Here is a 25319-nt window from a genome sequence, read left to right as displayed (position 1 = left end):
TTGTCGATGAAGAAACATGTTGCGTTGTGTGCTCATTTCCACGCGTTCAAGCTGTCCGCAGTGACAGCGCTGTTGCTCAGTCTGGGGCTGATTCCCGCAGTTGCCTCTTCATTGGACGATGTGGCTCAGCCACCGCCTACAGACCCTTCCGCATACTACGACCCCCCGGTCAATCCCTCGCAGGCATTGGAAGATCTGAAGAGTCTGCCCGAAGCCAACGAAGGTGCACTCGAGTTCAAGGACGGACTCTACGGCGACCGCTCGACCGTCAGCATCGACAACGTGCTGCCACCATTGCAGCAGACCTCCCGGCAGTACCCCACCAACGGCAAGCCGAGCCCGCTGTTCGGCGCCGAACCCTTCACCCAGCAGTTGCTCCTGTTCGAAGAGTTCGGCCCGGAGAAACTCGACCCCGCGACCGCACCGCCGACGTTGACCTTTCCACCTCCCACGGTAGGTCCCGCCCCGGCGCAGGACCCCAGCGCCGTGGCACGCAGCGGCCCCGATGGCAGCGCTCTGGAAGCCTTCCTCAAGCAGCCTGGCCTGTACCCGTACCCGTCCCAATATTCCAATGTGCTGGACCGCAACCCGTGGAAAGCGCAGATCGAAGACTTCCTCAACCGTCACTCGGTAGGCTCGCCCGCCGAAGGCCGGCCACCAGGAAAAGGCTGGTCGCACCAGCGCTGGAACGAGTTCTATCCCCAGGCCGCGTTCAAGACTGCCCAGGCAGGTGCGCGGATCAACCAGGGCCTGCGTGACCGCAAGCAGTTGCACGGTTATGCCAAGGGCGAGTTCGGCCCGGGCGGGCTCTATTACCAGACCTCCGACATCCCTACGACGCTGGGCACCACCCGGGGGATCGACACGCGTTTCCATCCCAAGATGCCCTTGCAGAATCACAAGTCACTGTGGACGTTCGATGGCACCTTCCCGGTAAAACTGCTGATGGTCCGGTACGGTCAACCGTTGCTGATGCGTCACTACAACGCCTTGCCGATCGACCCGTCGGCCAACGGCGGCTTCGGCCTGCACACCATCTCCACCCATGAGCACAACGGCCACTCGCCCGCCGAAAGCGATGGCTTCGCCAATGCCTACTTCTTCCCCGGGCAGTACTACGACTACCGGTGGCCAGTGCAACTGGCCGGGTACGACACGATCAACACACGCGCCGAAGATACACGCGCGGCCTTTCCCTGCGCGCCGGGCGAAACGCTGTTCGTCAATGACGCGTCACCCAGCCTGAAGACCTGCGAGAACGGCAGCATCAAGATCCGCGGCGACTGGCGCGAAACCATGAGCACCCACTGGTTCCACGACCACATGCTCGATTTCACCGCGCAGAACGTCTACAAAGGCAACGCGGTGATGATGAACTACTACAGCGCCCTGGATCGCGGCAACGAAGCGCTGCAGGACGGGGTCAACCTGCGTCTTCCCAGCGGCTCGGCCATGCCGTGGGGCAATCGCGACTACGATGTCAACCTGGTCATCGCCGACAAGGCCTGGGATGCGAACGGTCAGCTGTGGTTCAACCCGTTCAACACCGATGGCTTCCTGGGGGACCAGATGCTGGTCAACTGGCAATACGATCCTCGCCTCAAGGTACGGGCCCGCAGCTACCGCTTCCGCCTGCTCAACGGGTCGGTGTCACGCTATTTCAAACTCGCCGTAGTGCGTGAAGTGCCGGGCAATGCAGGGGAGTTCAAGGGGCCGTCGGGCTCCGGGGTGTCCTATGCCCGTGTGCCGTTCCACATGATCGCCAACGACGGCAACATCATGGAGCATGCCGTGCCCTTCGACGGCAGCATGGACCTCAACGGCGACGGCGACCGCCAGGACAGCAACGGCATCCTGCCCACCCAGTCCATCGCCGAGCGGTACGACATCATCATCAACTTCGCCAAGCACGGGATCAGCCCCGGCGACAAGCTCTACTTCGTCAATCTGCTGGAACACAACACCGGCAAAGGGCCGAACAAAGTCATCGCGCTGGGCGACGTGCTGTCCGAGAAGTACAAGGCAGTCATCAAGCAGACCAGCAAAGGCCCCGAATGGGACAAGGGCGATCCGGTGGTGGGCAAGTTCCTCCAGCTGGTGGTGCAACCCTACAGCGGCCAGGACCTGAGCATGGACCCGGTGGCCTACGAGCCGGCCAAGCCCGGCAAGGCCGCCGGCCTGAAGATGATTCCCCTGCCGCTCGACCGCGATGACGCGGGTGACAAGGCCAAGGTCAAGGCCGCCCGCCACCGTGAATTCACCTTCGGCCGCTCTGATGGCACCGACACCGCGCCCTGGACGATCAAGTCCGATGGCGGCTTCGGCTACAGCATGGACCCACGCCGTATCAGCGCCGCCCCTCAACTGGCGAGCGAAGCCACCGACGGCGGCTTCAGTGGCGACGGCACGCTGGAAGTGTGGAAGATCAAGAACGGGGGCAATGGCTGGAGCCACCCGGTCCACGTCCACTTCGAAGAGGGGGTGATCCTCTCGCGCGATGGCAAGGCCCCGCCAGAGTGGGAAAAATGGGCGCGCAAGGACGTCTACCGGATCGGCCCGGAGACCGACTCCTCGGTCGAAGTGGAAATGGCCATCCGTTTCCGCGAGTTCGCCGGCACCTACATGGAGCACTGCCACAACACCCAGCACGAAGACTCGTCCATGCTGCTGCGCTGGGACCTGGAGCATCCCGGGCAATTCCAGGTGATGCCAACCCCATTGCCCGGATGGGACGGCGTCGAATACATCAGTTCTGCAGCGCTGCCGGCTGTGCGCAGCAACAGCCATGGAGGTGGCGATGACAATGGTGATGGTGACGGTGATGACCAGGGCGCCAACAAGCCACCGGTGGCCATGCCGGACAGCGCTGCAGCCACCGCTGGCACGCCGGTCACCCTGAACGTGCTGGCCAATGACAGCGACCCCGACCGTAACCTGCCCCTGACGGTCTCAGGCCTCAGCCAACCTGACTCAGGGCAAGGCACGGTCAGCAGCACCGGTACGCACGTGGTCTATACCCCGCCTGCCACCGTGCAGACGCCGTTCACCGCCACCTTCACCTATGAGGCGCGCGACGCGCTGGGCGCTGTCTCGGTGGCGCCGGCAACCGTCAGTATCGCCGTCACGCCGGCCCCGCTCGCCGACGAGGTGCAGGTCAGCAGCGCCACGGTGCAGGTGCGCAGCAACAACCGCTACACCTGGGACCTGGCCGGCACTACCTCGCAGGCTACCGGCAACAGCATCCGCGTCACGGCCTTGACCAGCAGCGGAGCATTGGACCTGGGCGCTGCCACCTTGAGCCCGGCCGCCACAGGTGCGCGCTGGCGGCTGTCGGTCACCACGACGGGCAGTGGGCCTGTCAATCCCCCGACGGTCACGGTTCGCTCCGCGCTGGGCCAGAGCCTCACGGTGCCGGTCACCCTTCGCTGAAGCAAGGAGCAGGATCATGAGCAGATGCCGTCGTATCAGAGGTCCCCACCTGCTGCTGTTGCTCATGGTCGGCATCCTGCTCTGGCCCGCGCAGGCGCCCCGGGACGTGGAAGCCGCCACGCCCTGGGGGCAGAACTACTTCCCCAACACGCCGCTGGTGACCCAGGACGGCCAGCCGGTGCGCTTCTTCGATGACCTGATAAAGGACAAAGTGGTGGCGATCAATTTCATCTTCACCGGTTGCTCTGATTCGTGTCCGGTGGAGACTGCGCGGCTCAGGCAGGTGCAGAAGATCCTGGGCGATCGGGTGGGCAAGGATATCTTCCTGTACTCCATCAGCATCGACCCCTACAACGACACGCCGGCGACCCTCAAGCGCTACGCCCAGAAGTTCGGCCTCGGCCCAGGCTGGACGTTGCTGACCGGGGAAGCCGACGACATCGAGCAGTTGCGCCGACGCCTTGGCCTGTTCATCGAAGGGCTGGAAAACGGCCGTTCCAAGGACCACAACCTCAGCCTGATCATTGGCAACCAGGCGACGGGCCGCTGGATGAAGGCCTCGCCTTTCGAGAGCCCCTACATACTGGCGGACCGGCTGGGCAACAGCCTGCATAACTGGAAGAACGCCAGCAACCTGGCCAATGACTATGGCCATGCTCCGGAAGTACGGCCGCCCAGCACCGGCGAGCAGATCTACAGGACGCGTTGCTCGTCCTGCCATTCGTTGGGCGATGGCGCGTTGGGCGCGCCGCGTGGGATAGGTCCGGACCTGCTGGGGGTCACCCGGCAGCGTGAGGCCAAGTGGCTGGTCAGGTGGCTGAAGTCGCCGGACGGGATGATTGCCGAAAAAGATCCCCTGGCCATGCTGCTTTACGAGCAGTACAACCGCCTGGCCATGCCCAACATGCGCCTGGGCGACACCGAGATCACTGCGCTGCTGACTTATATGGAGGAAGAGACCCAGCGGATCCAGACGCCAGTGAACCCTTGAGCACGTTCGTCAGGCCAGCAGCTCGGTGATCCAGCGCGCGTGCCGGGCAACGTCGCGCACCTTGTCTTCCGGCACGGCGTGCCGCGCCCGGGCAAAGTGGGTCAAGGTCTTCTGCTTCTGCGTCAGCATGCACTGCCACTTGGCGAGAAACGCAGGGCTGCGTGCCTGCATCTGCATCGGGCCGAAATACAGCTCCTGGGCAGTGTACACAACAGGGCTGGCACGCTCGGCAACGATGATTTCGTAATCGAAACGGTTTTCCCGCAACAGCTGCTCGCAGACGATGCGGTAGCCATTGTCCATCAGCCACTGGCGCAGCGGCTGCTCGCCGCCGTTGGGTTGCAGGATCAGGCGCTCCTGGCCGCTCAGCCGCGCCATGCCGCTCTCCAGAATGTCACGGATCGTCTCGCCGCCCATGCCGCAGATGCTGACGGCCGTGATTCCGTCCTCCGGCTCGATGGCCTCCAGGCCATTGGCCAGGCGCACGCTGATCCGTTCTTCCAGCTCATTCTCCCGCACGGTGCGCTCAGCCGCCCCGAACGGCGTCAGCGCCACCTCGCCGGCCACCGCCGACACGATCGCGCCACGACGCATCAACGCCACCGGCAGGTAGCCATGATCCGAGCCGATATCGGCCAGCCGCGCGCCTGCTGGCACCTGCGCCGCCACGCACTCCAGGCGCATGGACAATGTTTCTACGTTCAACTACAGCCCCTTCTGACCATGAACCGTCGGCGCCCTGGCCGGATCGGGGGGCGATTCTGTCGTACGGAGATCGGGGCGGCAAGGAGCGCGTACTCGATTCAGTCGCCAAACGGACCCGCTGCAGTGAATGCGCCACCTTGCAGCCCGGCGGTGGGATCATCCGCCGCAGGCTTGGGCAGTTGATCCATCCGCGTGCGAAATCGCTCGGAGCTGTCCTGCGGGTTGAAGCCCAGGTGCGCCGCATGACGGTTGTTCCACCACAGGTCGCGGTTGGCCGAGACGCCATACACCACCGTGTGACCCACGTTTTCGGCAAGCAACCCACGTTCCACAAGGTGCGCCAGGTCTGGATAGCTCAGCCAGGTGGACAGCATGCGCAGGTTGCGTGGCTCAGGGAATGAGGAGCCGATGCGCAAGCTCACGGTTTCGATGCCGTAGCGATGGAAGTAGAACGTTGCGAGGTCTTCGCCATAGGACTTGGACAATCCGTAGTAGCAGTCCGGGCGGCGCTGGGAGTGCGCATCCACTGGCTCGTCCTGCGGGTAGAAGCCGGTGACGTGGTTGGAGCTGGTGAAGACCACCCGCTTGATTGCGCGCTTGCGCGCTGCCTCATAGATATGAAAAGTGCCACGGATGTTGGCCTCGAGAATCTCTTCGAACGCGCGTTCGGTGGAGATCCCACCCAGGTGCACGATGGCATCCACGTCGTCGGCGAGCGCCAGTACGCCGGCCTTGTCCGCCAGATTGCAGTTGATCACTTCTTCATGGCCGCCCGCCGGTGGCGCCATCGGGCTGATATCGGACACACGTACGACATTGGCGTGCGCCTGCAACGTTTCGCGCAGGATCTGCCCAAGACCACCGGCGGCGCCGGTCAGCAGGATGCGGTTGAAGGGTTTGTCCGGGGTAGCGGAGGAGGTTGGTGTCGTCATGGCGTACGCCTTTGGTTGAGATCGCGAGAGAGGTCCACAAAGGACTGCACCGGGCGTCCCTGGGGCGGGCTGCCCGGCGGCGGAGCATCACAGGAAGTTGTACTGGATCCCCAAGCGCCAGCGGGCCTGGCGGTCGTCGGTGGTGGACTTGACCTTGATGTCGCCCACCTCCATGAACGGCGCCCACTGCTTGTTGATCTTGTACTTGACGATCATGTTCTGCTCGTAGTCGTTCTTCTTGTTGTCGTAGCGGATGTAGTCGGTATCGAAGTAGATGTACTGGTACTCGAATGCCCACGGCCCTTGAGGGGTGTAGCCGAGCCATCCCTCCAGGCGGGTTGTGTTCTGGTTGTCCTTGGCGCGGTCGGCCCAGGAATGGTCGACCTGGTCGCGGTCGAGGTTCCTGGCGTCGTGACGTATGCGTGTGGCGGCGTACCAGCTATCAGAGATCTTGTAGCTGTACTTCAAGCCGAACTTGTAGGCGGTGGCGTCTTTTGAACTGTCCATCTGGAACGCGGGTGTCAGCGTCGACCTGGGGCTCAACTTGTAGTTGTAGTCCACGGTGAATTCATGACCGTTGTTGATCATGTTGTCGTACGCGACGTCCTCGCGGTCACCGGCGGTCTTGTACTTGATCTCGGCAGCGAATCCCAGCCCGCTGTCCATCCGGTAATTGAGCTTGATCCGGTCGGAATGGATGCTGTCGTCTTCGGTGTAGCCGTGGCGGTAGTTGATGCTGGCCGAGTCTGCGCAGACATGGAAGGACAGGCCGAGGGTACTGACAGCGATGAGATTGCGGAGTGTCTTGTTCATGCGATCTTCTTTTCTTGTTTTTGTCGAGGTCGTTATGAGCCGGATCGCCGGGATCTGATCCGGTAGTGCGAGGGCCGGGTGGCGAATTTCAGCACAAGTTATCGTACAACCATGGGGCTGTCTACGATTTCGTCAAATGTTGTCGGATGACTTGTAGAGATAGCTCTAGGATGGGCGTTTCAAGGGAAAATACGAGCGGGGTATGGCCGCTTCGAGGCTTCAAAACACACGAAGCGGGTGCCTAAACCTCATTTTGATAAAGTTTTCAGGGGCGCTTTTCAATTGTTGTATGATGACGTAGGATCAGGGCAGAGCGTGACACACCCGCCACAAATCCAATAAGAAGGCTCAGACGTCCATGATCATCACTGCTGTTAACGTTCAGGTTTTTTCCTACCCCACCCGCCGCGCTGTGGACAGCGCCGGCCATGCCCACCCGGGAGAAGTGACCCAGGCTCAGATGGCATTGCTGCGCATCAGGACCGAATGCGGCAACGAAGGCTTTGCACTGGGTGCGCCTGAGCTCATCCGCCCGTATGTGCTCGATGGTTTCGTGCGCAAGGTGCTGGTTGGCGCCAATGCGTTCGACCGCGAGAAGATCTGGCACGACCTGGCGCACTGGCAGCGTGGCAGCGCCAGCCAGTTGACCGATCGTGCCCTGGCGCTGGTCGAGCAGGCCCTGTGGGACTGGGCCGGGCGCAAGCTGAACGTGCCGGTGCATAAATTGATCGGCGGCTACCGCGACAAGGTTCCAGCGTACGGTTCGACCATGTGCGGCGACGAGCTGTCGGGCGGGCTGTCGACCCCTGAAGAATACGGCCGGTTCGCCGAAACCCTGGTCAAGCGCGGCTACAAGGCCATCAAACTGCACACCTGGATGCCGCCGGTATCGTTCGCGCCAAGCGTGAGCATGGATATCAAGGCGTGCGCCGCCGTGCGCGAGGCCGTTGGCCCGGACATCGCGCTGATGATCGATGGCTATCACTGGTACAGCCGCACCGAGGCCCTGACCATCGGCCGAGCCCTGGAAAAGCTGGACTTTGCCTGGTTCGAAGAACCGATGATGGAAGACTCCGCCGAATCCTATGCCTGGCTGGCTGGCCAGCTGGACATCCCGGTGCTGGGCCCGGAAAGCCTGGGCGGCAAACATTTGAGCCGCGCCAGCTGGGTGAAGAATGATGTCTGCGATATCCTGCGCGCCGGCGTTGCCGGGGTCGGCGGTATCGCACCGTGCCTGAAGGTCGCGCACATGGCCGAATCGTTCGGCATGGATTGCGAGATCCATGGCAACGGCGCGGCCAACCTGGCGGTGGTCGGTGCGATCAAGAACTGCACCTGGTACGAACGCGGCCTGCTGCACCCGTTCCTGAACTACGACGAGGTGCCGGCCTACCTCAAGCGCCTGGTCGACCCGATGGACGAAGACGGCTTCGTGCACCTGTCGGACCTCCCAGGCCTGGGCGAGGAGATCGACTTCGACTACGTCGAGACCAATACGCTGCACAGCTTCTGATTCGTGCATGGCGGTACGCGCCATGACGTGCCGCCCGAGAGTCCAATAACTATAAAAAGGCTATCTCACATGAGCGTTCTTCCCAAACTCTGGGCAGGGGTCTTTGCCGCATCGCTGGCAATGACCTCGATACCTGCGGCTTTCGCCAAAACGCCGGCCGACCAGTTGATCGTCGGCATGAGCATGATCAACCTGCTTTCCCTCGACCCGGCGGCGGCCACCGGGCTGGATGTCTCGGAGATCAACGCCAACCTCTATGACATGCTGCTGGTGCAGGATGTGAAGCAACCGGACCAGCTGGTACCGGCCTTGGCCGAAAGCTGGCAGGTCAGTGATGACCGCAAGACCCTCACCTTCAACCTGCGCAAAGACGTGAAGTTCCAGTCGGGAAACCCACTGGGTGCCGAAGACGTCGCCTGGTCGCTGCAGCGCATCCTCAAGCTCAACCTGGCCCTGGCTTCCACCTGGAAGGCTTACGGTTTCACTGCCGGCAACGCCGCCCAGTACATGCGCGCCACCGATGAGCACACCTTCGTTGTCGAGCTGCCGCGGGCGACCGATCCGACGCTGGTCCTCAACACCCTGGCTACCTCCCCCAGCGCCTTTATCCTCGACCGCAAGGTGGTGCAGCAGCATCAGAAGGGCGAGGATATGGGCGGCGCCTGGCTGACGACCCATGCCGCGGGCAGCGGCCCGTTCATTCTCAAGGACTGGCGCGCCAACGACGTGATCCTGATGACCCGTTTCGACGGCTACTGGGGTGGCCCGGCCAAGCTCAAGCGCATCGTCATGCGCAACATGACCGAGTCGCAGTCACTCCGGCTGATGGTCGAGCGTGGCGACCTGGACCTCGCCAAGGGCATGTCCGCCCCGGATATCGAAGCGCTGGAGAAGTCCGACAAGGTCCATACCCAGACCGTGCAGCGTGGCACTCTCTATTATGTAGCGCTGAGCGTCAGGCAAAAGCCCTACGATGACATCCGCGTGCGCCAGGCGGTCCGTTCGTTGATCGACTATCAGGGCATCAACCAGACCGTGATGCCGCACTATGGCCAGCTCAACCAGCGCCCGCTGCCGCTTGGCCTGTCGGCTCGCCTGGAAGACCCTGGCTACACCCTGAACGTGGCCGAGGCCAAAAAACTGCTGGCCGAAGCGGGTTACCCCGATGGTTTCAAGACCACCATCCGCGTACTGACCGAGCCGCCGTTCATCAACATCGCCTCCAGCCTGCAGTCGACCCTGGCCCAGGCCGGCATCCAGGCGACCATCGTCACGGGCACCGGCAACCAGATCTACGGCGCCATGCGCGAACGCACCTTCGACATTCTGGTAGGACGCGGCGGCGGCGGTGCGGAGCGGCATCCACATTCGAGCCTGCGCACCCTGGTGTACAACCCGGACAACCGCGACGAGGCCAAGCTGAGCAACTTCCAGGGCTGGCGTACCTCGTTCTTCAGCCCCGAGCTGAACAGCCTGATCGAACAGGCCGAAGTCGAACCCGACAAGGCGCAGCAGCTGGCCCAGTACCAGCAGATCCAGAAAACCCTGGACGCGCAGGTGGGGGCGATCCTGCCGGTGTCGCAGATGACCGACACCGTAGTGCTGTACCACGACGTGCAGAACTACCAGGGCCATACCGCGGCCACCACCCGTTACAAAGACGTCTACAAGTCGCGTTGAGCGGGAGCGGGGCATACGTGCCCCTCACGCCTCGGTCATTGGTGAACGCTTTTTCAGGAGCCTGTTATGTTTCTTTCGACTGCCTCTGTGCTGGGCACCCGCGTGTCTGGTACTGCGCGCCGGGCCAGCACGGTCCTGGTGACCCTGCTTGGTTTGCTGGCGCTGACCTTCGTCATTGGCCGGGTGATGCCACTGGACCCGGTGCTGGCCGTGGTCGGTCCTGACGCCGACAGCTCCACCTACGACCAGGTGTACCGATCCATGGGCCTGGACAAACCGATCTGGACCCAGTTCGGACTGTACCTGAACGACTTGCTGCACGGTGATTTCGGCAATGCGCTGCTCACCGGCCACCCGGTGCTTGAAGACATCAAGCGGGTATTCCCGGCGACTATCGAACTGGCCACCCTGGCAATCCTGTTCGGCATCCTCATCGGCTTGCCGCTGGGAGTGGTGGCGGCCAGCAATCAGGGCCGGCTGGGGGACCATGTGGCGCGTGTGATCACCCTGTTCGGCTACTCCACGCCGATCTTCTGGGTCGGCATGATGGGCCTGCTGGTGTTCTACGCCTGGCTTGGCTGGGCGGGCGGGGCAGGGCGTATCGACCTGGCCTACGACGGCATGGTGACCGAAGTCACCGGCCTGCTGCTGATCGATACGGCCGTGGCCCGCGACTGGGAAGCCTTCGCCAGCGCGCTGCGCCACATCGTGCTGCCGTCGCTGATTCTCGGCCTGAACTCGGTTGCCTACATCAGCCGCATGACCCGCAGCTTCATGCTCGAACAGCTCTCACAGGAATACATCATCACCGCACGGGTGAAAGGCCTGTCACGGCGCCAGGTGGTCTGGGGCCATGCGTTTCGCAACATCCTCGTGCAGTTGCTCACGGTCGTTGCCCTGGCTTATGGCTCGCTGCTCGAAGGCGCGGTGCTGATCGAGACCGTGTTTGCCTGGCCCGGCTTCGGCCAGTACCTCACCAGCAGCCTGATGCTCGGTGACATGAACGCGGTGATGGGGTGCGTGCTGGTGATCGGACTGATCTTTGTCGCACTCAATCTGATCAGCGATGCCTTGTACAAAGTGTTCGACCCAAGGACCCGCTAAGGCCCCCTCGGCCAGCGCGAACACAGCGAATAACTATAAAAAGAAGGTGCTCACATGAAGACAGTATTCCCGACCCTGCGCTCAAGCCTGCTGGGTGCGATCGTGGCACTGAGCCCGGTGGCTGCGGTGCAGGCCAAGACCCCCGCCGACCAGCTGATCGTTGGCATGAGCATGGTCAACCTGTTCTCCATCGACCCGGCCAACGCCCCAGGCCTGGATGCCTCCGGGGTCAACGCCAATCTCTACGATACCCTCGTCAAGCGCGACAACGGCAACCCTGAAAAACACATGCCGCAACTGGCCGAACGCTGGGAAGTGAGCGAAGACGGCAAGCGGATCACCTTTCACCTGCGCGACGACGTCAGGTTTCACTCCGGCAACGCCCTCACCGCCGAGGACGTAGCCTGGTCGCTGTACCGCGTGATGAAACTCAACTTCGGTCTCGCGACCACCTGGAAGGCCTACGGTTACAACGCAGGGAACATCCAGCAGCTGATCCGCGCCGCCGATCCGCACACCCTGGTAGTCGACCTGCCGCAGCCGACCGATCCGCTGCTGGTGATCGACTCGCTGGCGATTTCGCCAAGCGCTGTCATCGTGGACCGTGAGCAAGCCTTGAAACACGAGAAGAATGGCGATCTGGGCGCGGCCTGGCTGGTGACCAACGAGGCCGGAAGCGGCCCGTTCACCCTGAGCAAATGGAGCGCCAACGATGCGCTGGTCATGACCCGTTTCGACGGCTACTGGGCCGGCCCGGCGAAAATGAAGCGGGTGCTGGTCCGCCACTTGACCGAGTCGCAATCGCTGCGCCTGATGCTGGAGCGCGGTGACCTGGACCTGGCCTTCGGTATGGCTGCGCCCGACATCAAGGCCATCGAGAGCGCCGGTAATCTGCAGGTGCAATCGCTGCAGCGCGGCACGATGTACTACGTGGCGATGAACATGAAGCAGCCCGAATTCGCCAACCAGAAAGTGCGCGAAGCGGTGCGCAACCTGATCGACTACAAGGGCCTGGACGAGCAGGTGATGCCGCATTACGGCAAGCTCAACCAGCAACCGATGCAACTGGGCCTGGAGGCGCGCCTGCCAGACCCTGGCTACACGATGGACGTGGCCAAGGCCAAGGCATTGCTGACCGAAGCCGGCTACCCGCAGGGCTTCACCACCACCATCCGCACGCTGTCCGAACCGCCCTTCATCGACATTGCCGCACGCATGCAGTCGACCCTGGCCGAAGGCGGAATCAAGGCCAGCATCGTCACCGGCACCGGCAACCAGGTATATGGCGCGATGCGCGCGCGCAACTTCGAGATGATCGTGGCCCGGGGTGCCGAGCGCTACCCGCACCCGTATTTCAGCCTGCGTACATTCGTCTACAACCCTGACAACAGCGACGCCGCCGGCCTGCCCAACTTCCAGGGCTGGCGCGCGTCGTTCTTCAATCGCCAGCTCAACGACCTGATCGACAGGGTCGGGGTGGAGCGTGACGCCGGCAAGCGCCTGGCGCTGTACCACGAGGCGCAGACGCTGTACGACGAGCAGGTTGGCCCGATCATGATGATCTCGCAGATGACCGACACTGCCGTGAGCGCGGTGGACGTCAAGGGTTTCACCGGCGATGACGCCGAGGCGACCCGTTACCTGGACGTCTACAAGCAACGCTGAACCACCGCCCGGAGGCGTCTGCGGGCGTCCCCGGTCACCATGATTTCACATCGAGAGCATGCCGATGATTGCCAACATGTCTTCTACCGAATCAACCGCCAAGCGGCAGGCCGACAGCTCGCCCGCTTCGAGCCTCGACGCCTTGTACAAAAGCAGTGTGCGGGTGCTACGCCACCTGGTGCGCAACCCGATGACCCTGGTGGGGCTGCTGGTCGCCTTGCTGCTGGTCGTCGTGGCCGCCCTCGCGCCCTTGATCGCCACGCACGACCCGGTGGTGCAGAACCTCTCCAACGCCTTGCAGGCGCCTGGTGCCGCGCATTGGTTCGGCACCGATGAATACGGTCGCGACATCTTCAGCCGGCTGGTCTACGGCGCGCGCATCACGCTCTACATCATCGCCCTGGTGACCATCATCGTCGGCCCCATCGGGCTGTTCATCGGCACCGTCTCGGGGTATTTCGGTGGCATCGTCGATACGGTATTCATGCGCATCACCGACATTTTCATCTCGTTCCCCAGCCTGGTGCTGGCCCTGGCGTTCATCGCCGCCCTCGGCCCTGGCCTTGAACATGCCGTGGTCGCCATCGCGCTGACCTCATGGCCACCGATCGCACGTCTGGCGCGGGCCGAAACGCTTTCGCTGCGCAAGGCCGACTTTGTGGTCGCCGTCGAACTGCAGGGCGCGTCGTCGACGCGCATCATCCTGCGCCACATCGTGCCGATGTGCATGTCGTCAGTGATCATCCGCCTGACCATGAACATGGCTGGCATCATCCTGACCGCCGCGGCGCTGGGCTTTCTCGGCCTCGGGGCGCAGGCGCCGCTGCCGGAGTGGGGCGCCATGATCTCCACCGGCCGCCGCTACATGCTCGAGTGCTGGTGGCTGGTCGCGGTACCCGGTGCGGCGATCATGCTGGTCAGCCTGGCGTTCAACCTGCTGGGCGATGGCCTGCGGGATATTCTCGACCCGCGTAGCGAGTAACTGGAGGCTTCATGTCGACGCTCAAACTCAATGTCGATTCGCTCAACGTGCGCTTCGTCAACGGCAAGAAAGAAATGCACGCGGTGCGCGATGTGTCGTTCACCCTGGGCCGCGAAAAACTCGCCATCGTCGGCGAGTCCGGTTCGGGCAAGTCCACCGTCGGGCGCAGCCTGCTCAAGCTGCACCCTGGCAGTACGCAGATTACCGCCAAGGCCATGCAGTTCGGCGATGTCGACCTGCTCACCGCCAGCGAAAAGGCAATGCAGAAGATTCGCGGCCAGCGTATCTCGATGATCATGCAAGACCCCAAGTACTCGCTCAACCCGGTGGTCAAGGTGGGCGACCAGATCGCCGAGGCCTACCTGGCGCACCACAAGGCCAGTCGCAGCGAGGCGCGCGAGCGGGTGTTGCTGATGCTCGAGAAAGTGCACATCCGCGATCCCAAGCGAGTCTACAACCTGTACCCGCATGAAGTCAGCGGCGGCATGGGGCAGCGCATCATGATCGCCATGATGGTGATCACCAACCCAGAGGTGATCATCGCCGATGAACCGACCTCGGCACTCGATGTGTCGGTGCGCCAGCAGGTACTCAACGTGCTCGAAGAACTGGTGGTCGAGCAGCAGATGGGCCTGATCTTCGTCAGCCACGACCTTAACCTGGTGCGCAACTACTGCGACCGCGTACTGGTGATGTATGCCGGGCGCGTGGTCGAGTCGCTGGCGGCCTGCGACCTTCAATACGCCGAGCATCCATACACCCGTGGCCTGCTGGCGGCCTTGCCGAGCATGGACAACCGCCGCCCACGCTTGCCGGTACTGCAACGCGACCCGCTCTGGCTCACCTGCTGAGGTAAATGACCATGTCCATGATCCAAGCACAATCGCTGAACCTGAGCTTCGGTGCAGGCGCCGCGCTCAACCAGGTGCTGCACGACGTCAACCTGAGTGTCGAGGACGGCGAGTCGTTCGGCCTGGTGGGCGAGTCGGGTTCCGGCAAGACCACCGTGTTGCGTTGCCTGGCCGGCCAGTACCGGCACTGGAGCGGGGCGTTGCGCATCGCCGGCGTACCGCTGCAGCACAAGATCCCCAAGGAGCACTTTCGCAAGGTGCAAATGGTCTTCCAGGACCCGTACGGCTCGCTGCACCCGCGCCATACCATCGACACCGCGTTGCGCGAACCGCTGACCATCCACGGAATGGGCGAGCGTGATGACCGCATCAACGACATCCTGCTCAAGGTCGGCCTGAACGACAGCTTCCGCTATCGCTACCCGCACCAGCTGTCCGGCGGCCAGCGCCAGCGGGTGGCCATTGCCCGTGCGCTGATTCTGGAGCCGCGCGTGTTGCTGCTGGACGAGCCCACCTCGGCCCTGGACGTGTCAGTGCAAGCCGAGATTCTCAACCTGCTGTCGGACTTGAGGCAGCGCGAGAAGCTTACCTACCTGATGGTGACCCACGACCTGGGCGTGGTCAGCCACCTTTGCGACAAGGTTGCCGTGATGCAGCAGGGGCGCATTGTCGAGCGCCTGGACAGCCAGGCCTTGAGCCATGACCTGGCCACCCACGACTACACCCGCATGCTCGTGCAGGCCAGCCGCGACTTCAGTGCCGAGTCCCTACCCGCTGCCACTGCCTGAAGCTCGCAAAAAACAAGGAAGTCAAAACATGCCGTATGCAAAATCCCTCCTGAGCGCCCTGGCCATAAGCTGCAGCCCGCCACTCTGGGCGCTCGAAGCTCCGAGCAAGCTCCAGGTCCCCACCCTGGCGTACGATGACCAGCAGATTATCCTTGTATGGGAAAAGCCGGCTCGCCATGCCGATATCGTGGATTACCAGGTGTACGCCAACGGCAAGCTGCTGGGGAGCGCCAATGCCAACAATGGCCAGGTATCCCCGGCCAAGCCCTACATCGACAGGTTCTACGAACAGGACACCCGGAACTTTCATCACCGCATCGCCATTCACAGCTTCACAGCTCAGGGCCTCATGCCCGACACCGAATACCGTTTCACGGTGCGCTCGGTCAGTCGCGACGGCAAGGCGTCGGAGAACAGCCCGCCGGTGGTTCAACGCACCACTGCCGTGCCAGCGCTGTTCGATGTGAAACAATACGGAGCCCAGGGCGACGGCACCACGCTTGACACTGCCGCTATCCAGCGCGCCATCGATGCCTGTACCGTTGGCTGCAAGGTGCTACTGGCGGCCGGTACATACAAGAGCGGCGCACTCTACCTGAAAAGCAACATGACCCTTGAAATCGCGGAGGACGCGACGTTGCTTGGCTCCGAGCGCGCCGAGGATTACCCGCGCGACGGTTACATCCAGTACCCCTATTCAACCACCGTGCGCCCAGCCTCGCTGATCAACGCCCTGCCGCGTGACCCGCGCAAGCATCAGTCGTTCGAGAACATCCGCATCGTCGGCAAGGGCACCATCGATGGCAATGGCTGGAAGCGCAATGCGGATGTTGTGGATGAACGTGGCCAGGCTCTGCCGTTCTACCTCCCCAGCGACAATACCCGCTACCTGCACGATGGCGTGTTGGCCAAGGCCCAGGTGGAACGTGCAGTGGCCGAAGGCATGAACGTCAAGGACGCCTACGGTCAGATGCGCTCGTCGCTGATCACCCTGCGCGAGGTGAAGAACGTCTTCTATGGCGGCTTCACGGTGCTCAACCCGGCTTACCACGGCATCATGAACCTGGAGACCGAGAACGTGGTGCTGGCCAACACCACGCACAAGACCTACGACGCCAACAACGGTGATGGTATCGAGTTCGCCAACAGCCGGGGCGCACTGGTCTTCAACAACTTCTTCGATACCGGCGATGACTGCGTCAACTTCGCGGCCGGTACCGGCGCCGATGCGGTAGCCCAGAAACCCCAGGAAGATGCCTGGATCTTCAACAACTACTTCCGCAAGGGCCACGGCATGATTGTCGCTGGCAGTCATACCGGGGCGTGGATCCAAGACATCCTGGCTGAAGACAACGTTTCCGATGGCACCGATACTGGGCTGCGCATGAAGAGCACCGACTTCATGGGAGGAGGCGCGCGCAATGTCACCTTCCGTGATTCAGCAATACGCAACACCGCCAAGCAGGCGTTCATCTTCACACTGGATTACAACGATCCGAATGCCAAGCTCGATTACAAGCGATCGACGATACCGGGCCAGTTCCGCGATATCCGGGTCAGTGATGTCAGTGTCGAGAACGCCCGGATGGCAGCGATCGAGGTCAAGGGGGATAGCCAGCACGGTGCCTATCATCAGGGGCTGGCGTTTGAACGGGTACGGTTCAGCGGACCGGCCAGGGTGAAGATCGATGGCCTGAGGGATTCGCGCTTCGACAGTATCCGTTTCACCGAAACGGGGGGCGAGAATCCCTGGCAGGTGAGTGGCAGCCAGGGGCTTGCCTTCCATGACGTGGAGCCGCTACCGCAACAACCATGGCAGGCCGTGCTCCACTGACCCGTAACCACAGGTCTCACTCGCTGTAGAACGCCTGAAGCTGCTGCGCCGCACGCAGGCGCATGCGGCTGTTGCTCAGGTGCAGGTACATCGCCGCACGTGCGGCATCGACGTGTCTGCTGGCAATGGCGTCGAAGATCTGTTGATGTTCGGCGTTGATACCCGCGAGATAGGTGCTGCGATTGCTTTGCCCGGTGTAGGCGGAGTTCATGCGGGTTCGCGGGATCATCTTGGTGCCCAGGTGCTTCATGATGTCGATCAGATAGTGGTTGCCCGCGGCCTTGGCGATCTTCAGGTGGAACTGGAAATCGGCGTTGGTGGTGCTGCCGGATTTTTCCGGTCCTTGCAGCAACGCCTTCAACGCTTGTTCCAGCTCTTCAAGTGCCTGCGCACTGGAACGTTCGGCAGCCATGCCCGCAGCCTCAACCTCCAGGCTCAGGCGAAACTCCAGCAGGTCGAGAACATCGGACAACAGTACAATCGTCGCCGGCCCAACGTTGAACCCCTCTGGCGCCGGCATATCAAGCACGAAGGTACCGACACCGTGCTGGGTTTCGACCAGCCCCGCCGCCTGCATACGTGACAGCGCTTCGCGGACCACCGACCGGCTGACACCTTCGGTCTCCATGATCTTCGCTTCGGTAGGCAGTTTTTCGCCACGCTTGAGTGTGCCTTCACGCATGCGCTGGGCGAAGCGCTCCACCAGGGATTCGGCTAGACGGCGAGGCTTGTGAGTGGCGGGGGAGATTTGATCCGACATCATCGTGCTCTAGTGTGAACAGCGGCCATTATAGTGCGTTTCAACGTGAAGCTGCGGGTATAATCCAGCATCGTCTGGTTTGAATGGATCCATCCGATGGAGAATGTTTCCCCTGATCGACGCTTGAACCTCGCCCAGCAACTGGTGCTCGATCTGTCGCGCAGAATTCTCGCCGGCGAGCTGCCGGCGGGCAGCAAGTTACCGACCGAACAGGTCTTCACCGAGGAACGCGGGGTCAGCCGTACGGTAGTTCGCGAAGCGCTGTCGCGGCTGCAGGCAGAAGGGCTGGTAGAAACACGTCGTGGCATCGGCACCTTCGTGGTGGACACAGTCCGCCCAGGTGATTTCCAGGGCGGCAAGCCTGAAAAAGGCACCGCGTACGACGCCGTGGCGATCATCGAACTTCGCTTGAGCCTGGAAGTGGAGGCCGCCGCCATTGCTGCGCAGCGCGCCACACCCGAACAGTTGCTGGCCATACGCGCAGCGCTGGACGAGGCCAACGCCCTTGAGCTGACCGGGGAGGAAAGCACGCGCATCGACTTCAAGTTCCACGTGCAGATTGCCCAATGCACCGGCAACAGCTTTTTTATCGATGCCATGACTCATCTGAGCACTACGCTGATCTCTGCCCCGCAACAGGCGGCGCCTTACGTCTCGGAGCATCAGCGCGCACTACAGGTTCGTGAGCGCGAGCAGATCTACGCGGCGGTTGCGTGCAGAGACGCCGATGTAGCACGCGCGGCGATGCGACTGCACCTGACCAATTGCCTGCAGCGTGCGCGCGATGCCGTTGAGACAACGGCTGGATGATCGGATAGCGGCGGCGCGGGCTAGCAGGACGCAGCCCGGGCCATATGCATAGTCGCCTTTATATCTACTCCACGGCCTCGGCCACTCCTTGGTCCTCACCCAGGAACCCACCACTCTGGTGCTGCCACAGCCGCGCGTAGATGCCGTTCTTGCCGAGCAATTCGGTGTGGGTGCCTTGTTCGATGATGCGTCCCTCATCCATGACAATCAGCCGGTCCATGGCGGCGATCGTGGACAGCCGGTGGGCGATGGCGATGACGGTCTTGCCCTCCATCATTTCATCGAGGCTTTCCTGGATCGCGACTTCGACTTCCGAATCCAGGGCGCTGGTGGCTTCGTCCAGCAACAGGATCGGGGCGTTCTTGAGCATCACCCGGGCGATGGCAACGCGCTGGCGCTGGCCGCCCGACAGCTTGATACCCCGCTCACCCACCAAGGTGTCATAGCCAGAATGGCCTTGCCGGTCGCTCAGCTGGCTGATGAAACCATCCGCCTGAGCGTTGGCCGCAGCACTGTGGATCTGCGCGTCGGTCGCATCGGGACGGCCGTAGGCGATGTTGTCGCGAATGGATCGGTGCAACAGAGAGGTATCCTGAGTGACCATGCCGATGGCGCTGCGCAGGCTGTCCTGGGTGACATGGGCAATGTTTTGCCCGTCGATGCGAATCTCCCCGCTGTCCACGTCGTAGAACCGCAGCAACAGGTTGATCAGCGTGGACTTGCCGGCACCGGAGCGGCCAACCAGGCCGATCTTTTCACCCGGGCGGATGTTCAGGCTCAGGCCATCGAGCACCTGGCGTTCACCGTTGTAGTTGAAGCTCACGTTGTCGAAGGTCACCGCGCCGCCAGAGGTCGCCAGCACGCCCGCATTCGGCGCGTCCTGCACCTTGGGGCCACGGGTCAGGGTCGCCATGCCGTCCTGGACGGTGCCGATGTTCTCGAACAGCGACGTCATCTGCCACATTATCCAATGCGACATGCCGTTGATACGCAGTGCCATTGCAGTGATTGCCGCCACGGCACCCGTGCCGACTTCGCCCTGGTGCCACAGCCACAGGGCGTAGCCGCCTGCGCCCATGATCAGCGCGACCACCAGCGCCTGGTTGACGATCTCGAACTGGCTGACCAGGCGCATCTGGCGGAAACCGGTCTGCTTGAAGTCTTCCATCGCTGCGCGCGCAAAGTGCGCTTCACGCTTGGAGTGCGAGAACAGCTTCACGGTGGTGATGTTGGTGTAGGCATCGGAGATACGCCCGGTCATCGACGACCGTGCATTGGCCTGTTCCTGCCCGACTTGCCCCAGGCGTGGCACGAAGTACAGCATGGCCAGCCCGAACAACGCGACCCAGATGATGAAGGGCAGCATCAGTTTCAGCGCGAAGCCACCGGCCAGGGCGATGATCGCAATGAAGTAGACCCCGATCCCAGGTGCGATTTCGATAAGCGTGAACAGCACCTCGCGCACGGCCAGCGCGGTCTGCATTACCTTGGTCGTGACCCTGCCGGAGAACTCGTCGGAAAAGAACGAAAGGCTTTGCCGCAGCATCAGCCGATGGAAGTCCCAGCGCAGCCGCAGCGGCAGATTGATTGCCAATATCTGGTGTTGCACCATCGTACGCAGCGCCACCAGCCCGATGCTGGTGAACAGCACGATGCCGATGCCCCACAGCACGCGGCTTTCCTGCCCGTTCACCTCGCCCCCGGCCTGCCAGGCCGAGAGCAGGTCCACGACCTGCCCGAGAAAGGAAAACAACCAGGCTTCGTAGATCGATACACCCGCGCTGAGCAGTGCCAATGCGAGGATATAGCCACGCGCGCCTCGCGTGCAGGCCCACAGGAACCGTGCCAGGCCGACGGGGGGTGGGGGTGCCTCGTCGGGCGGGAAAGGGTCGAGCCTTTGTTCAAACACGCGAAGCATAGTGGTCTCCGAAATGGTCAAGTTACGGCGATTCTGCCATTTAACGGAAGCTTTGACTCATACCGCGCGCGAGGGTGCATTCGTATTGGCTTGAACGGTGCTGGCTATTCCGGCGTTGGCTATCTCCCAGGCATCACGCGGCTCGTCCAGGTCGCGGTTGCGCGTTTCCGGGGTCTTGAACGTGGTGTACAGGGTGATGAGGGTGAGCAAGGACAGGTAGCAGGCAATCGGCAACCAGGCACCCACGCCGGCGCTGGCGTCGCCGTCGTGACGCGCCACGACCCAGGCAATGAGCCCGGCCCCTATCATCGGCGCGATACCGCCCGCGATGACCGCCGACGCTTCCCGGGCGATCGACACGCCCATGTAGCGGTGACGCGAGCCAAACAGTTCAGGCATCAACGCCGCCTGGGTGCCGAACATGCCCCATGTGCCGATGCCCAGCGCGACCGAGATGGCAATGATGCTCGCCACGACGTTGCCCAGGCTGAGCACCCACCATACCGGGAATGCCAGCGCCAGTTGCAGGACCGCGAAGGCCCGGTAGACCACGACCCGGCCAAAACGGTCGCTGAGCTTGCCGGCGATGGGCACGGTCATCGCGCCGAGCAGGGCTGCGCAGATCAAGGTCAGTACCCCTACCGGCCCCTGCAGGCCCACCACGCCCACGATATAGCTCACCGCCAGGGCCTGGTAGATGGACGAGCCGCCGTTTTCACCCATCCGCAGGCCGATACCGATCAGCAGGGTAGGCCTGGAGTGCCTCATCGCGCTTTTCAGCGGGTTGTCGCACACGCGCTTGAGGGCCTTGAGGCGGATGAAGGTTGGCGATTCCTTGAGCGAAAGACGCATGTACAGGCCCAGTGCAATGATCACGACGCTGCTGAAGAACGGCACGCGCCACAGCCCGCTTTCGATGACGTTTTCATTGCCGATGACCACCAGGAAATACACCAGTGCCGCGAGGATGGTGCCCAACTGGATGCCAAGGAAGGGCAGGGCGGCATAGAAGCCGCGCCGGCCCTCGGGCGCATACTCGGTCATCATCACCGCGGCACCCGCCTGTTCGGCGCCTGCACCCAGCCCTTGCAGCAGACGCAGGACAACCAGCAGGACCGGCGCCAGGTAGCCGACTTGATCGAAGGTGGGCAAGGCACCGATCAGGGTGCTGGAAATGCCCATCAGCAGCACTGTGGCTGTCAGCACGAACTTGCGTCCGATACGGTCGCCGATCATCCCGAACAGCACGCCGCCCAGTGGCCGGATCGCAAAGCCCAGGAAGTAGGTGCCAAAACTGGCGATCAGGCTCATGGCAGGGGTCTGTTCAGGAAAGAACAATGGCCCGAAGATCAGTGCCGCGGCCAATGTATACAGCGCAAAGTCATAGTATTCCAGGGCGCTGCCCAGGGAGCAGGCCCAGGCCGCACGGTGCAAGTCTTTCTTGCGCTCCTGCGGGTCCTGGGTAGAGGCGATGTCGGATGCGGAATGATCGTGTGTCATCTTGGAACCTCCAGGTGCCTTTACGGCATCTTGTTTTTCACAGGTAGTGGGGCAATTACAATTTCAACCTCTGCATTTCCTGGAGCATGGCCTGCTCCATGATGTCGAGCGGCGCTTCCTTCCCGGTATACAGCTCGATCTGCCGGCATGCCTGGTGGACCAGCATGCGGGTGCCGGCCACGGTGCGGCAGCCCAGTGCCTTGGCTTGCGCCAGCAGAGCGGTCTGCACCGGTATGAATGCCACGTCCATGACGATCAGGTGGCTGGCCAGGCGGCCATCCAGTGGATTGCTGTCTGGCTGCTTGAAGCCCACGGAGGTCGCGTTGATGACGATGTCGAAGCTTTTCGCAGTGAACGTCTCGATGCCGCCGCCCCACTGGACCCCAAGGTCCTGGGCCAGCGCGGCGCCGCGCTCGGCACTGCGGTTGAACACCGTGACCTTGGCCGCCGCTTGCAGGCAGCCATAGACAACCGCACGCGCAGCACCGCCGGCACCTATCACGGCGATACGCTTGCCGCTCGGTTCGGTGACCTCCTGCAAGGCGCGTATCGCGCCCAGGTAGTCCGTGTTGTAGCCGGTCAATACGCCGTCGACGTTGTCGATGGTGTTGACCGCGCCAATCACCTGGGCCGATTCGTCGATGGCATCCAGATGCGCCATCACTGCCGTCTTGTAGGGCATGGAGACGTTCATGCCGCGCACCCCCAGGCTCCGGATGCCGGCCACGGCTGCGATCGGGTCTTCAACGCCAAAACAGACAAAGGTGTAGTCCAGGCCCAAGGCCGCGTATGCAGCGTTGTGGATCTTTGCGGACAGTGAAAACGGTGAACCCATGATTGAGCCGCAGAGTGTCGGCAAGGATTGAGGCATTGTTGAGGTCGTTGTTATGAGACTTAGACGACGCTGGTCAGGCCGCCATCGACAAATAGCGTCTGACCGTTGACGAAATCGGACGCAGGCGAGGCAAGGAACACGGCCGCGCCACACAACTCCTCCACGCTGCCCCAGCGCCCTGCGGGGGTGCGTTTCACCAGCCAGTCGGAGAACGCCGGGTCGTCGACCAGTGCCTGTGTCAGGTCGGTCTGGAAATAGCCCGGGGCCAGGGCATTGACCTGCAAGCCCTGCCCAGCCCAGTCGGCACACATGCCCCGGGTAAGCATGCGCACGGCGCCCTTGCTGGCGGCGTAGGCCGCGATGGAAGGGCGGGCCAGCTCGCTTTGCACCGAGCCGATGTTGATGATCTTGCCGCGCCGGCGAGCGATCATGTGACGGGCTACCGCCTTGGACACGTTGAAGACACCATCGAGATTGATGCTCATCAGCCGGTGCCAGTCCTCGGCGCTCACCTCCTGGAGCGCCTGGCGATGCTGCAGCCCGGCGTTGTTGACCAGGATGTCGATCGGGCCCAGGCGGTTCTCCAGCGTGTCGACCGCGGCCGCGACGGCCTGGTGATCGCTCACGTCGAACACTGAACACTCTACGTCCAGCCCTTCATCGCGCAACAGTGCGCAGGCACCGTTGGCGCGTTCGGCATCGCGGCCATTGAGCACCACCTGGGCGCCCGCCTGAGCCAGCCCACGCGCCAGGGCCAGGCCAATGCCCCGCACGGATCCGGTGATCAGGGCACGGCGCCGGTTCAGGCGAAAACTGTCGATCATGGGGATGTCCCTCTCTGGGGTTTAAGGCAATGGCGACACTTTCAACCGCTACCGCACCGGCGTGCCAATCGTTTATGGTGATCCCGTGATCACCGATCGTGATCACCAATGACTGGTTTCCAATTGGGGGGACGTATGGAACTCAAGCATCTGCGGGCGTTTGCGACCCTGGCCGAAGAACTGCACTTTGGTCGCGCAGCGGCGCGGCTGCACATCGTCCAGCCGGCCTTGAGTGCGCAGATCCGTGCGCTTGAGGAAGATGTCGGGGCGTTGTTGTTCGAGCGTGACCGGCACCGGGTCGAGTTGACCGAGGAGGGGGCGCTGTTTCTGCCCGAGGCTCTGGCGACCTTGCGGCAGGCAGCGCGGGCGCGGGAGGTGCTGCAGCAGGCGGCGGCTGGAGAAGTAGGCGTGTTGCGCCTTGCGTTCGTGTCTTCGACGTTGTCGCACTTGCTGCCCCGGCTCGTGCGTACGCTGGAGGAGCGCTATCCGCGTATCGAGCTTGAGCTCAAGGACATGCCATCACTCCCGCAGGGCCGGGCTTTGCTGGACAATGCCTTGGATTTTGGGCTGGTACGCCTGCCCCTGAACGTACCGGGCGTGCTTACCCGGATGCTCTTCGAGGAATCACTGGTGGTAGCGCTGCGCCAAGACCATCCCCTGTGCAACCAGCGCCGCATACAGCCTCGGGACCTGGCCGAGGCTCAAGTACTGGTGCTGGCGCGCAAGTTCGCTCCCGGTTTGCATGACCAGATGCTGGCGGGTTTCCAGCGACGCAAGATCACCCTGACGATTGCCCGGGAAATGGGCGAGTTCACGACTCAGTTGGCGTTGGTGGCCGCAGGCCTGGGGATCGGCATCTTGCCGAGCGGCGCTGCGTCGGCACTGCCCCTCGGGGTGGTAACCCGGCCGTTGAACCTGGCCATGAGCGGCGCGGGCATCGGCGTAGCCTGGACAGGACTGGAAAGCCCGCGCAAACGGGCGTTGATGCAGGTTCTCGACGAGCTTTATCCCGCTGATCCCCAGACCAATGCCGCGCTTACTGCTGCAGTGGTGGAGTGACTGCCTCATCAGCCGACTCAGCCGCAAGCTTCAATCGGTCAGCCTTGCTGATGTACTTGTCCTTGCTCTTCGGTGCCAGTTTGGCACTGGCCTTCTTGGCGCGCGCCTTGAATAACTGCTGCAGCTTCTTTTGACGATTCATGTGATCAACCCGACTTGCGAAGCCTGGAATGATATCAGCTCAAGAGAAGACAGGCAGAAACGACAGCTCGACGGATCGCCTCAATCGAAAGCGAAATCCCCGTAATTCAGACTTTGCATATTAGCTTATTCCTAAAATCAATTTAATTAATCATCAGATGCTCGTTAGAGTTGGGCTTCTACCG

General features: G+C 62.5%; 21 protein-coding genes. 12 read left to right on the top strand and 9 right to left on the bottom strand.

The genetic code is table 11. From position 1 onward, the window contains the following. Nucleotides 1-6 precede the first annotated feature (6 nt). Both AC0ZZU_RS12195 and AC0ZZU_RS12190 read left to right on the top strand, forming a co-directional pair. Nucleotides 7-3429, top strand: coding sequence for an Ig-like domain-containing protein (locus AC0ZZU_RS12195; protein ID WP_476340966.1), 3423 nt, complete (start codon nucleotides 7-9; stop codon nucleotides 3427-3429). A 64-nt stretch (nucleotides 3430-3493) separates the two neighbouring features. After that, nucleotides 3494-4420 (top strand): SCO family protein, encoded by a 927-nt coding sequence (locus tag AC0ZZU_RS12190; RefSeq protein ID WP_476341076.1) that lies wholly within the window; start codon nucleotides 3494-3496, stop codon nucleotides 4418-4420. A gap of 9 nt (nucleotides 4421-4429) precedes the next feature. On the opposite strand, the gene AC0ZZU_RS12185 is transcribed toward AC0ZZU_RS12190, so the two are convergent. From AC0ZZU_RS12185 to AC0ZZU_RS12175, 3 genes are all read right to left on the bottom strand, one after another. Further along, nucleotides 4430-5125 carry a tRNA (adenine(22)-N(1))-methyltransferase gene (locus AC0ZZU_RS12185; protein ID WP_476340965.1) on the bottom strand — a complete coding sequence of 232 codons (696 nt, stop codon included), beginning with the start codon at nucleotides 5123-5125 and terminating at the stop codon, nucleotides 4430-4432. 98 nt (nucleotides 5126-5223) lie between these two features. Beyond that, nucleotides 5224-6057 carry an NAD-dependent epimerase/dehydratase family protein gene (locus tag AC0ZZU_RS12180; RefSeq protein ID WP_476340964.1) on the bottom strand — a complete coding sequence of 278 codons (834 nt, stop codon included), beginning with the start codon at nucleotides 6055-6057 and terminating at the stop codon, nucleotides 5224-5226. An 87-nt stretch (nucleotides 6058-6144) separates the two neighbouring features. Next, complete coding sequence (locus AC0ZZU_RS12175; protein WP_476340962.1) at nucleotides 6145-6870, bottom strand: oligogalacturonate-specific porin KdgM family protein; 726 nt, start codon at nucleotides 6868-6870, stop codon at nucleotides 6145-6147. A gap of 358 nt (nucleotides 6871-7228) precedes the next feature. Between AC0ZZU_RS12175 and AC0ZZU_RS12170 the strand changes: the two genes are divergently transcribed. From AC0ZZU_RS12170 to AC0ZZU_RS12135, 8 genes are all read left to right on the top strand, one after another. After that, complete coding sequence (locus AC0ZZU_RS12170; RefSeq protein WP_476340961.1) at nucleotides 7229-8383, top strand: mandelate racemase family protein; 1155 nt, start codon at nucleotides 7229-7231, stop codon at nucleotides 8381-8383. A gap of 69 nt (nucleotides 8384-8452) precedes the next feature. Beyond that, on the top strand, nucleotides 8453-10063 hold the full coding sequence (locus AC0ZZU_RS12165; RefSeq protein WP_476340960.1) for an ABC transporter substrate-binding protein: 1611 nt from the start codon (nucleotides 8453-8455) through the stop codon (nucleotides 10061-10063). Between the two features lie 66 nt (nucleotides 10064-10129). Then, the gene (locus tag AC0ZZU_RS12160; protein WP_476340958.1) at nucleotides 10130-11167 is read left to right on the top strand and encodes an ABC transporter permease; all 1038 of its coding nucleotides are present in this window, start codon (nucleotides 10130-10132) and stop codon (nucleotides 11165-11167) included. Between the two features lie 54 nt (nucleotides 11168-11221). Next, nucleotides 11222-12832: an ABC transporter substrate-binding protein gene (locus AC0ZZU_RS12155; RefSeq protein ID WP_476340956.1), complete on the top strand. Its 1611-nt coding sequence runs from the start codon at nucleotides 11222-11224 to the stop codon at nucleotides 12830-12832. A 64-nt stretch (nucleotides 12833-12896) separates the two neighbouring features. After that, a complete protein-coding gene (locus AC0ZZU_RS12150) occupies nucleotides 12897-13814 on the top strand; it encodes an ABC transporter permease (RefSeq protein WP_476340954.1) in 918 nt (305 codons plus the stop codon). Nucleotides 13815-13825: 11 nt separating this feature from the next. After that, nucleotides 13826-14665, top strand: coding sequence for an ABC transporter ATP-binding protein (locus AC0ZZU_RS12145; protein WP_476340952.1), 840 nt, complete (start codon nucleotides 13826-13828; stop codon nucleotides 14663-14665). Nucleotides 14666-14676: 11 nt separating this feature from the next. Beyond that, complete coding sequence (locus AC0ZZU_RS12140) at nucleotides 14677-15453, top strand: ABC transporter ATP-binding protein (RefSeq protein WP_476340951.1); 777 nt, start codon at nucleotides 14677-14679, stop codon at nucleotides 15451-15453. 28 nt (nucleotides 15454-15481) lie between these two features. Further along, nucleotides 15482-17287, top strand: coding sequence for a glycosyl hydrolase family 28 protein (locus AC0ZZU_RS12135; RefSeq protein WP_476340950.1), 1806 nt, complete (start codon nucleotides 15482-15484; stop codon nucleotides 17285-17287). A gap of 16 nt (nucleotides 17288-17303) precedes the next feature. Here AC0ZZU_RS12135 and AC0ZZU_RS12130 read toward each other — a convergent pair whose 3' ends face one another. Continuing rightward, nucleotides 17304-18047: a FadR/GntR family transcriptional regulator gene (locus AC0ZZU_RS12130; protein ID WP_476340948.1), complete on the bottom strand. Its 744-nt coding sequence runs from the start codon at nucleotides 18045-18047 to the stop codon at nucleotides 17304-17306. Between the two features lie 96 nt (nucleotides 18048-18143). Here AC0ZZU_RS12130 and AC0ZZU_RS12125 point away from each other — a divergent pair, with 96 nt between their 5' ends. After that, complete coding sequence (locus tag AC0ZZU_RS12125; RefSeq protein WP_476340947.1) at nucleotides 18144-18857, top strand: FadR/GntR family transcriptional regulator; 714 nt, start codon at nucleotides 18144-18146, stop codon at nucleotides 18855-18857. Between the two features lie 64 nt (nucleotides 18858-18921). On the opposite strand, the gene AC0ZZU_RS12120 is transcribed toward AC0ZZU_RS12125, so the two are convergent. From AC0ZZU_RS12120 to AC0ZZU_RS12105, 4 genes are read right to left on the bottom strand one after another with little or no spacing between them, the layout of a single operon-like run. Beyond that, nucleotides 18922-20775, bottom strand: a complete 1854-nt coding sequence (locus AC0ZZU_RS12120; RefSeq protein WP_476340946.1) for an ABC transporter ATP-binding protein — start codon at nucleotides 20773-20775, stop codon at nucleotides 18922-18924. A 57-nt stretch (nucleotides 20776-20832) separates the two neighbouring features. Continuing rightward, nucleotides 20833-22275 carry an MFS transporter gene (locus AC0ZZU_RS12115; RefSeq protein WP_476340944.1) on the bottom strand — a complete coding sequence of 481 codons (1443 nt, stop codon included), beginning with the start codon at nucleotides 22273-22275 and terminating at the stop codon, nucleotides 20833-20835. Between the two features lie 55 nt (nucleotides 22276-22330). Then, the gene (gene aroE, locus AC0ZZU_RS12110; RefSeq protein ID WP_476340943.1) at nucleotides 22331-23146 is read right to left on the bottom strand and encodes a shikimate dehydrogenase; all 816 of its coding nucleotides are present in this window, start codon (nucleotides 23144-23146) and stop codon (nucleotides 22331-22333) included. Between the two features lie 23 nt (nucleotides 23147-23169). Continuing rightward, nucleotides 23170-23934, bottom strand: a complete 765-nt coding sequence (locus AC0ZZU_RS12105; RefSeq protein ID WP_476340942.1) for an SDR family oxidoreductase — start codon at nucleotides 23932-23934, stop codon at nucleotides 23170-23172. 135 nt (nucleotides 23935-24069) lie between these two features. Here AC0ZZU_RS12105 and AC0ZZU_RS12100 point away from each other — a divergent pair, with 135 nt between their 5' ends. Next, nucleotides 24070-24993: a LysR substrate-binding domain-containing protein gene (locus AC0ZZU_RS12100; protein ID WP_476340941.1), complete on the top strand. Its 924-nt coding sequence runs from the start codon at nucleotides 24070-24072 to the stop codon at nucleotides 24991-24993. Here the strand turns inward: AC0ZZU_RS12100 and AC0ZZU_RS12095 are convergent. After that, nucleotides 24971-25135 carry a DUF2986 domain-containing protein gene (locus AC0ZZU_RS12095; protein WP_158459344.1) on the bottom strand — a complete coding sequence of 55 codons (165 nt, stop codon included), beginning with the start codon at nucleotides 25133-25135 and terminating at the stop codon, nucleotides 24971-24973. The two genes, AC0ZZU_RS12100 and AC0ZZU_RS12095, sit on opposite strands and share 23 nt — an antisense overlap. Nucleotides 25136-25319 lie beyond the last annotated feature (184 nt).

The organism is Pseudomonas sp. JE3303, assembly GCF_056312565.1.
Note: the sequence above shows the minus strand (reverse complement) of the source record. Positions and strands in the feature narration are given on the sequence as shown.

What these genes read in the sequence shown, in the direction of transcription:
- AC0ZZU_RS12155 (WP_476340956.1), top strand. Translation starts at nt 11,222, where the DNA reads ATGAAGACAGTATTCCCGACCCTGCGCTCAAGCCTGCTGGGTGCGATC.
- aroE (WP_476340943.1), bottom strand. Translation starts at nt 23,146, where the DNA reads ATGCCTCAATCCTTGCCGACACTCTGCGGCTCAATCATGGGTTCACCG.
- AC0ZZU_RS12190 (WP_476341076.1), top strand. Translation starts at nt 3,494, where the DNA reads ATGGTCGGCATCCTGCTCTGGCCCGCGCAGGCGCCCCGGGACGTGGAA.
- AC0ZZU_RS12195 (WP_476340966.1), top strand. Translation starts at nt 7, where the DNA reads ATGAAGAAACATGTTGCGTTGTGTGCTCATTTCCACGCGTTCAAGCTG.
- AC0ZZU_RS12095 (WP_158459344.1), bottom strand. Translation starts at nt 25,135, where the DNA reads ATGAATCGTCAAAAGAAGCTGCAGCAGTTATTCAAGGCGCGCGCCAAG.
- AC0ZZU_RS12160 (WP_476340958.1), top strand. Translation starts at nt 10,130, where the DNA reads ATGTTTCTTTCGACTGCCTCTGTGCTGGGCACCCGCGTGTCTGGTACT.
- AC0ZZU_RS12150 (WP_476340954.1), top strand. Translation starts at nt 12,897, where the DNA reads ATGATTGCCAACATGTCTTCTACCGAATCAACCGCCAAGCGGCAGGCC.
- AC0ZZU_RS12120 (WP_476340946.1), bottom strand. Translation starts at nt 20,775, where the DNA reads ATGCTTCGCGTGTTTGAACAAAGGCTCGACCCTTTCCCGCCCGACGAG.
- AC0ZZU_RS12145 (WP_476340952.1), top strand. Translation starts at nt 13,826, where the DNA reads ATGTCGACGCTCAAACTCAATGTCGATTCGCTCAACGTGCGCTTCGTC.
- AC0ZZU_RS12165 (WP_476340960.1), top strand. Translation starts at nt 8,453, where the DNA reads ATGAGCGTTCTTCCCAAACTCTGGGCAGGGGTCTTTGCCGCATCGCTG.
- AC0ZZU_RS12115 (WP_476340944.1), bottom strand. Translation starts at nt 22,275, where the DNA reads ATGACACACGATCATTCCGCATCCGACATCGCCTCTACCCAGGACCCG.
- AC0ZZU_RS12105 (WP_476340942.1), bottom strand. Translation starts at nt 23,934, where the DNA reads ATGATCGACAGTTTTCGCCTGAACCGGCGCCGTGCCCTGATCACCGGA.
- AC0ZZU_RS12175 (WP_476340962.1), bottom strand. Translation starts at nt 6,870, where the DNA reads ATGAACAAGACACTCCGCAATCTCATCGCTGTCAGTACCCTCGGCCTG.
- AC0ZZU_RS12140 (WP_476340951.1), top strand. Translation starts at nt 14,677, where the DNA reads ATGTCCATGATCCAAGCACAATCGCTGAACCTGAGCTTCGGTGCAGGC.
- AC0ZZU_RS12125 (WP_476340947.1), top strand. Translation starts at nt 18,144, where the DNA reads ATGGAGAATGTTTCCCCTGATCGACGCTTGAACCTCGCCCAGCAACTG.
- AC0ZZU_RS12135 (WP_476340950.1), top strand. Translation starts at nt 15,482, where the DNA reads ATGCCGTATGCAAAATCCCTCCTGAGCGCCCTGGCCATAAGCTGCAGC.
- AC0ZZU_RS12170 (WP_476340961.1), top strand. Translation starts at nt 7,229, where the DNA reads ATGATCATCACTGCTGTTAACGTTCAGGTTTTTTCCTACCCCACCCGC.
- AC0ZZU_RS12100 (WP_476340941.1), top strand. Translation starts at nt 24,070, where the DNA reads ATGGAACTCAAGCATCTGCGGGCGTTTGCGACCCTGGCCGAAGAACTG.
- AC0ZZU_RS12130 (WP_476340948.1), bottom strand. Translation starts at nt 18,047, where the DNA reads ATGTCGGATCAAATCTCCCCCGCCACTCACAAGCCTCGCCGTCTAGCC.
- AC0ZZU_RS12180 (WP_476340964.1), bottom strand. Translation starts at nt 6,057, where the DNA reads ATGACGACACCAACCTCCTCCGCTACCCCGGACAAACCCTTCAACCGC.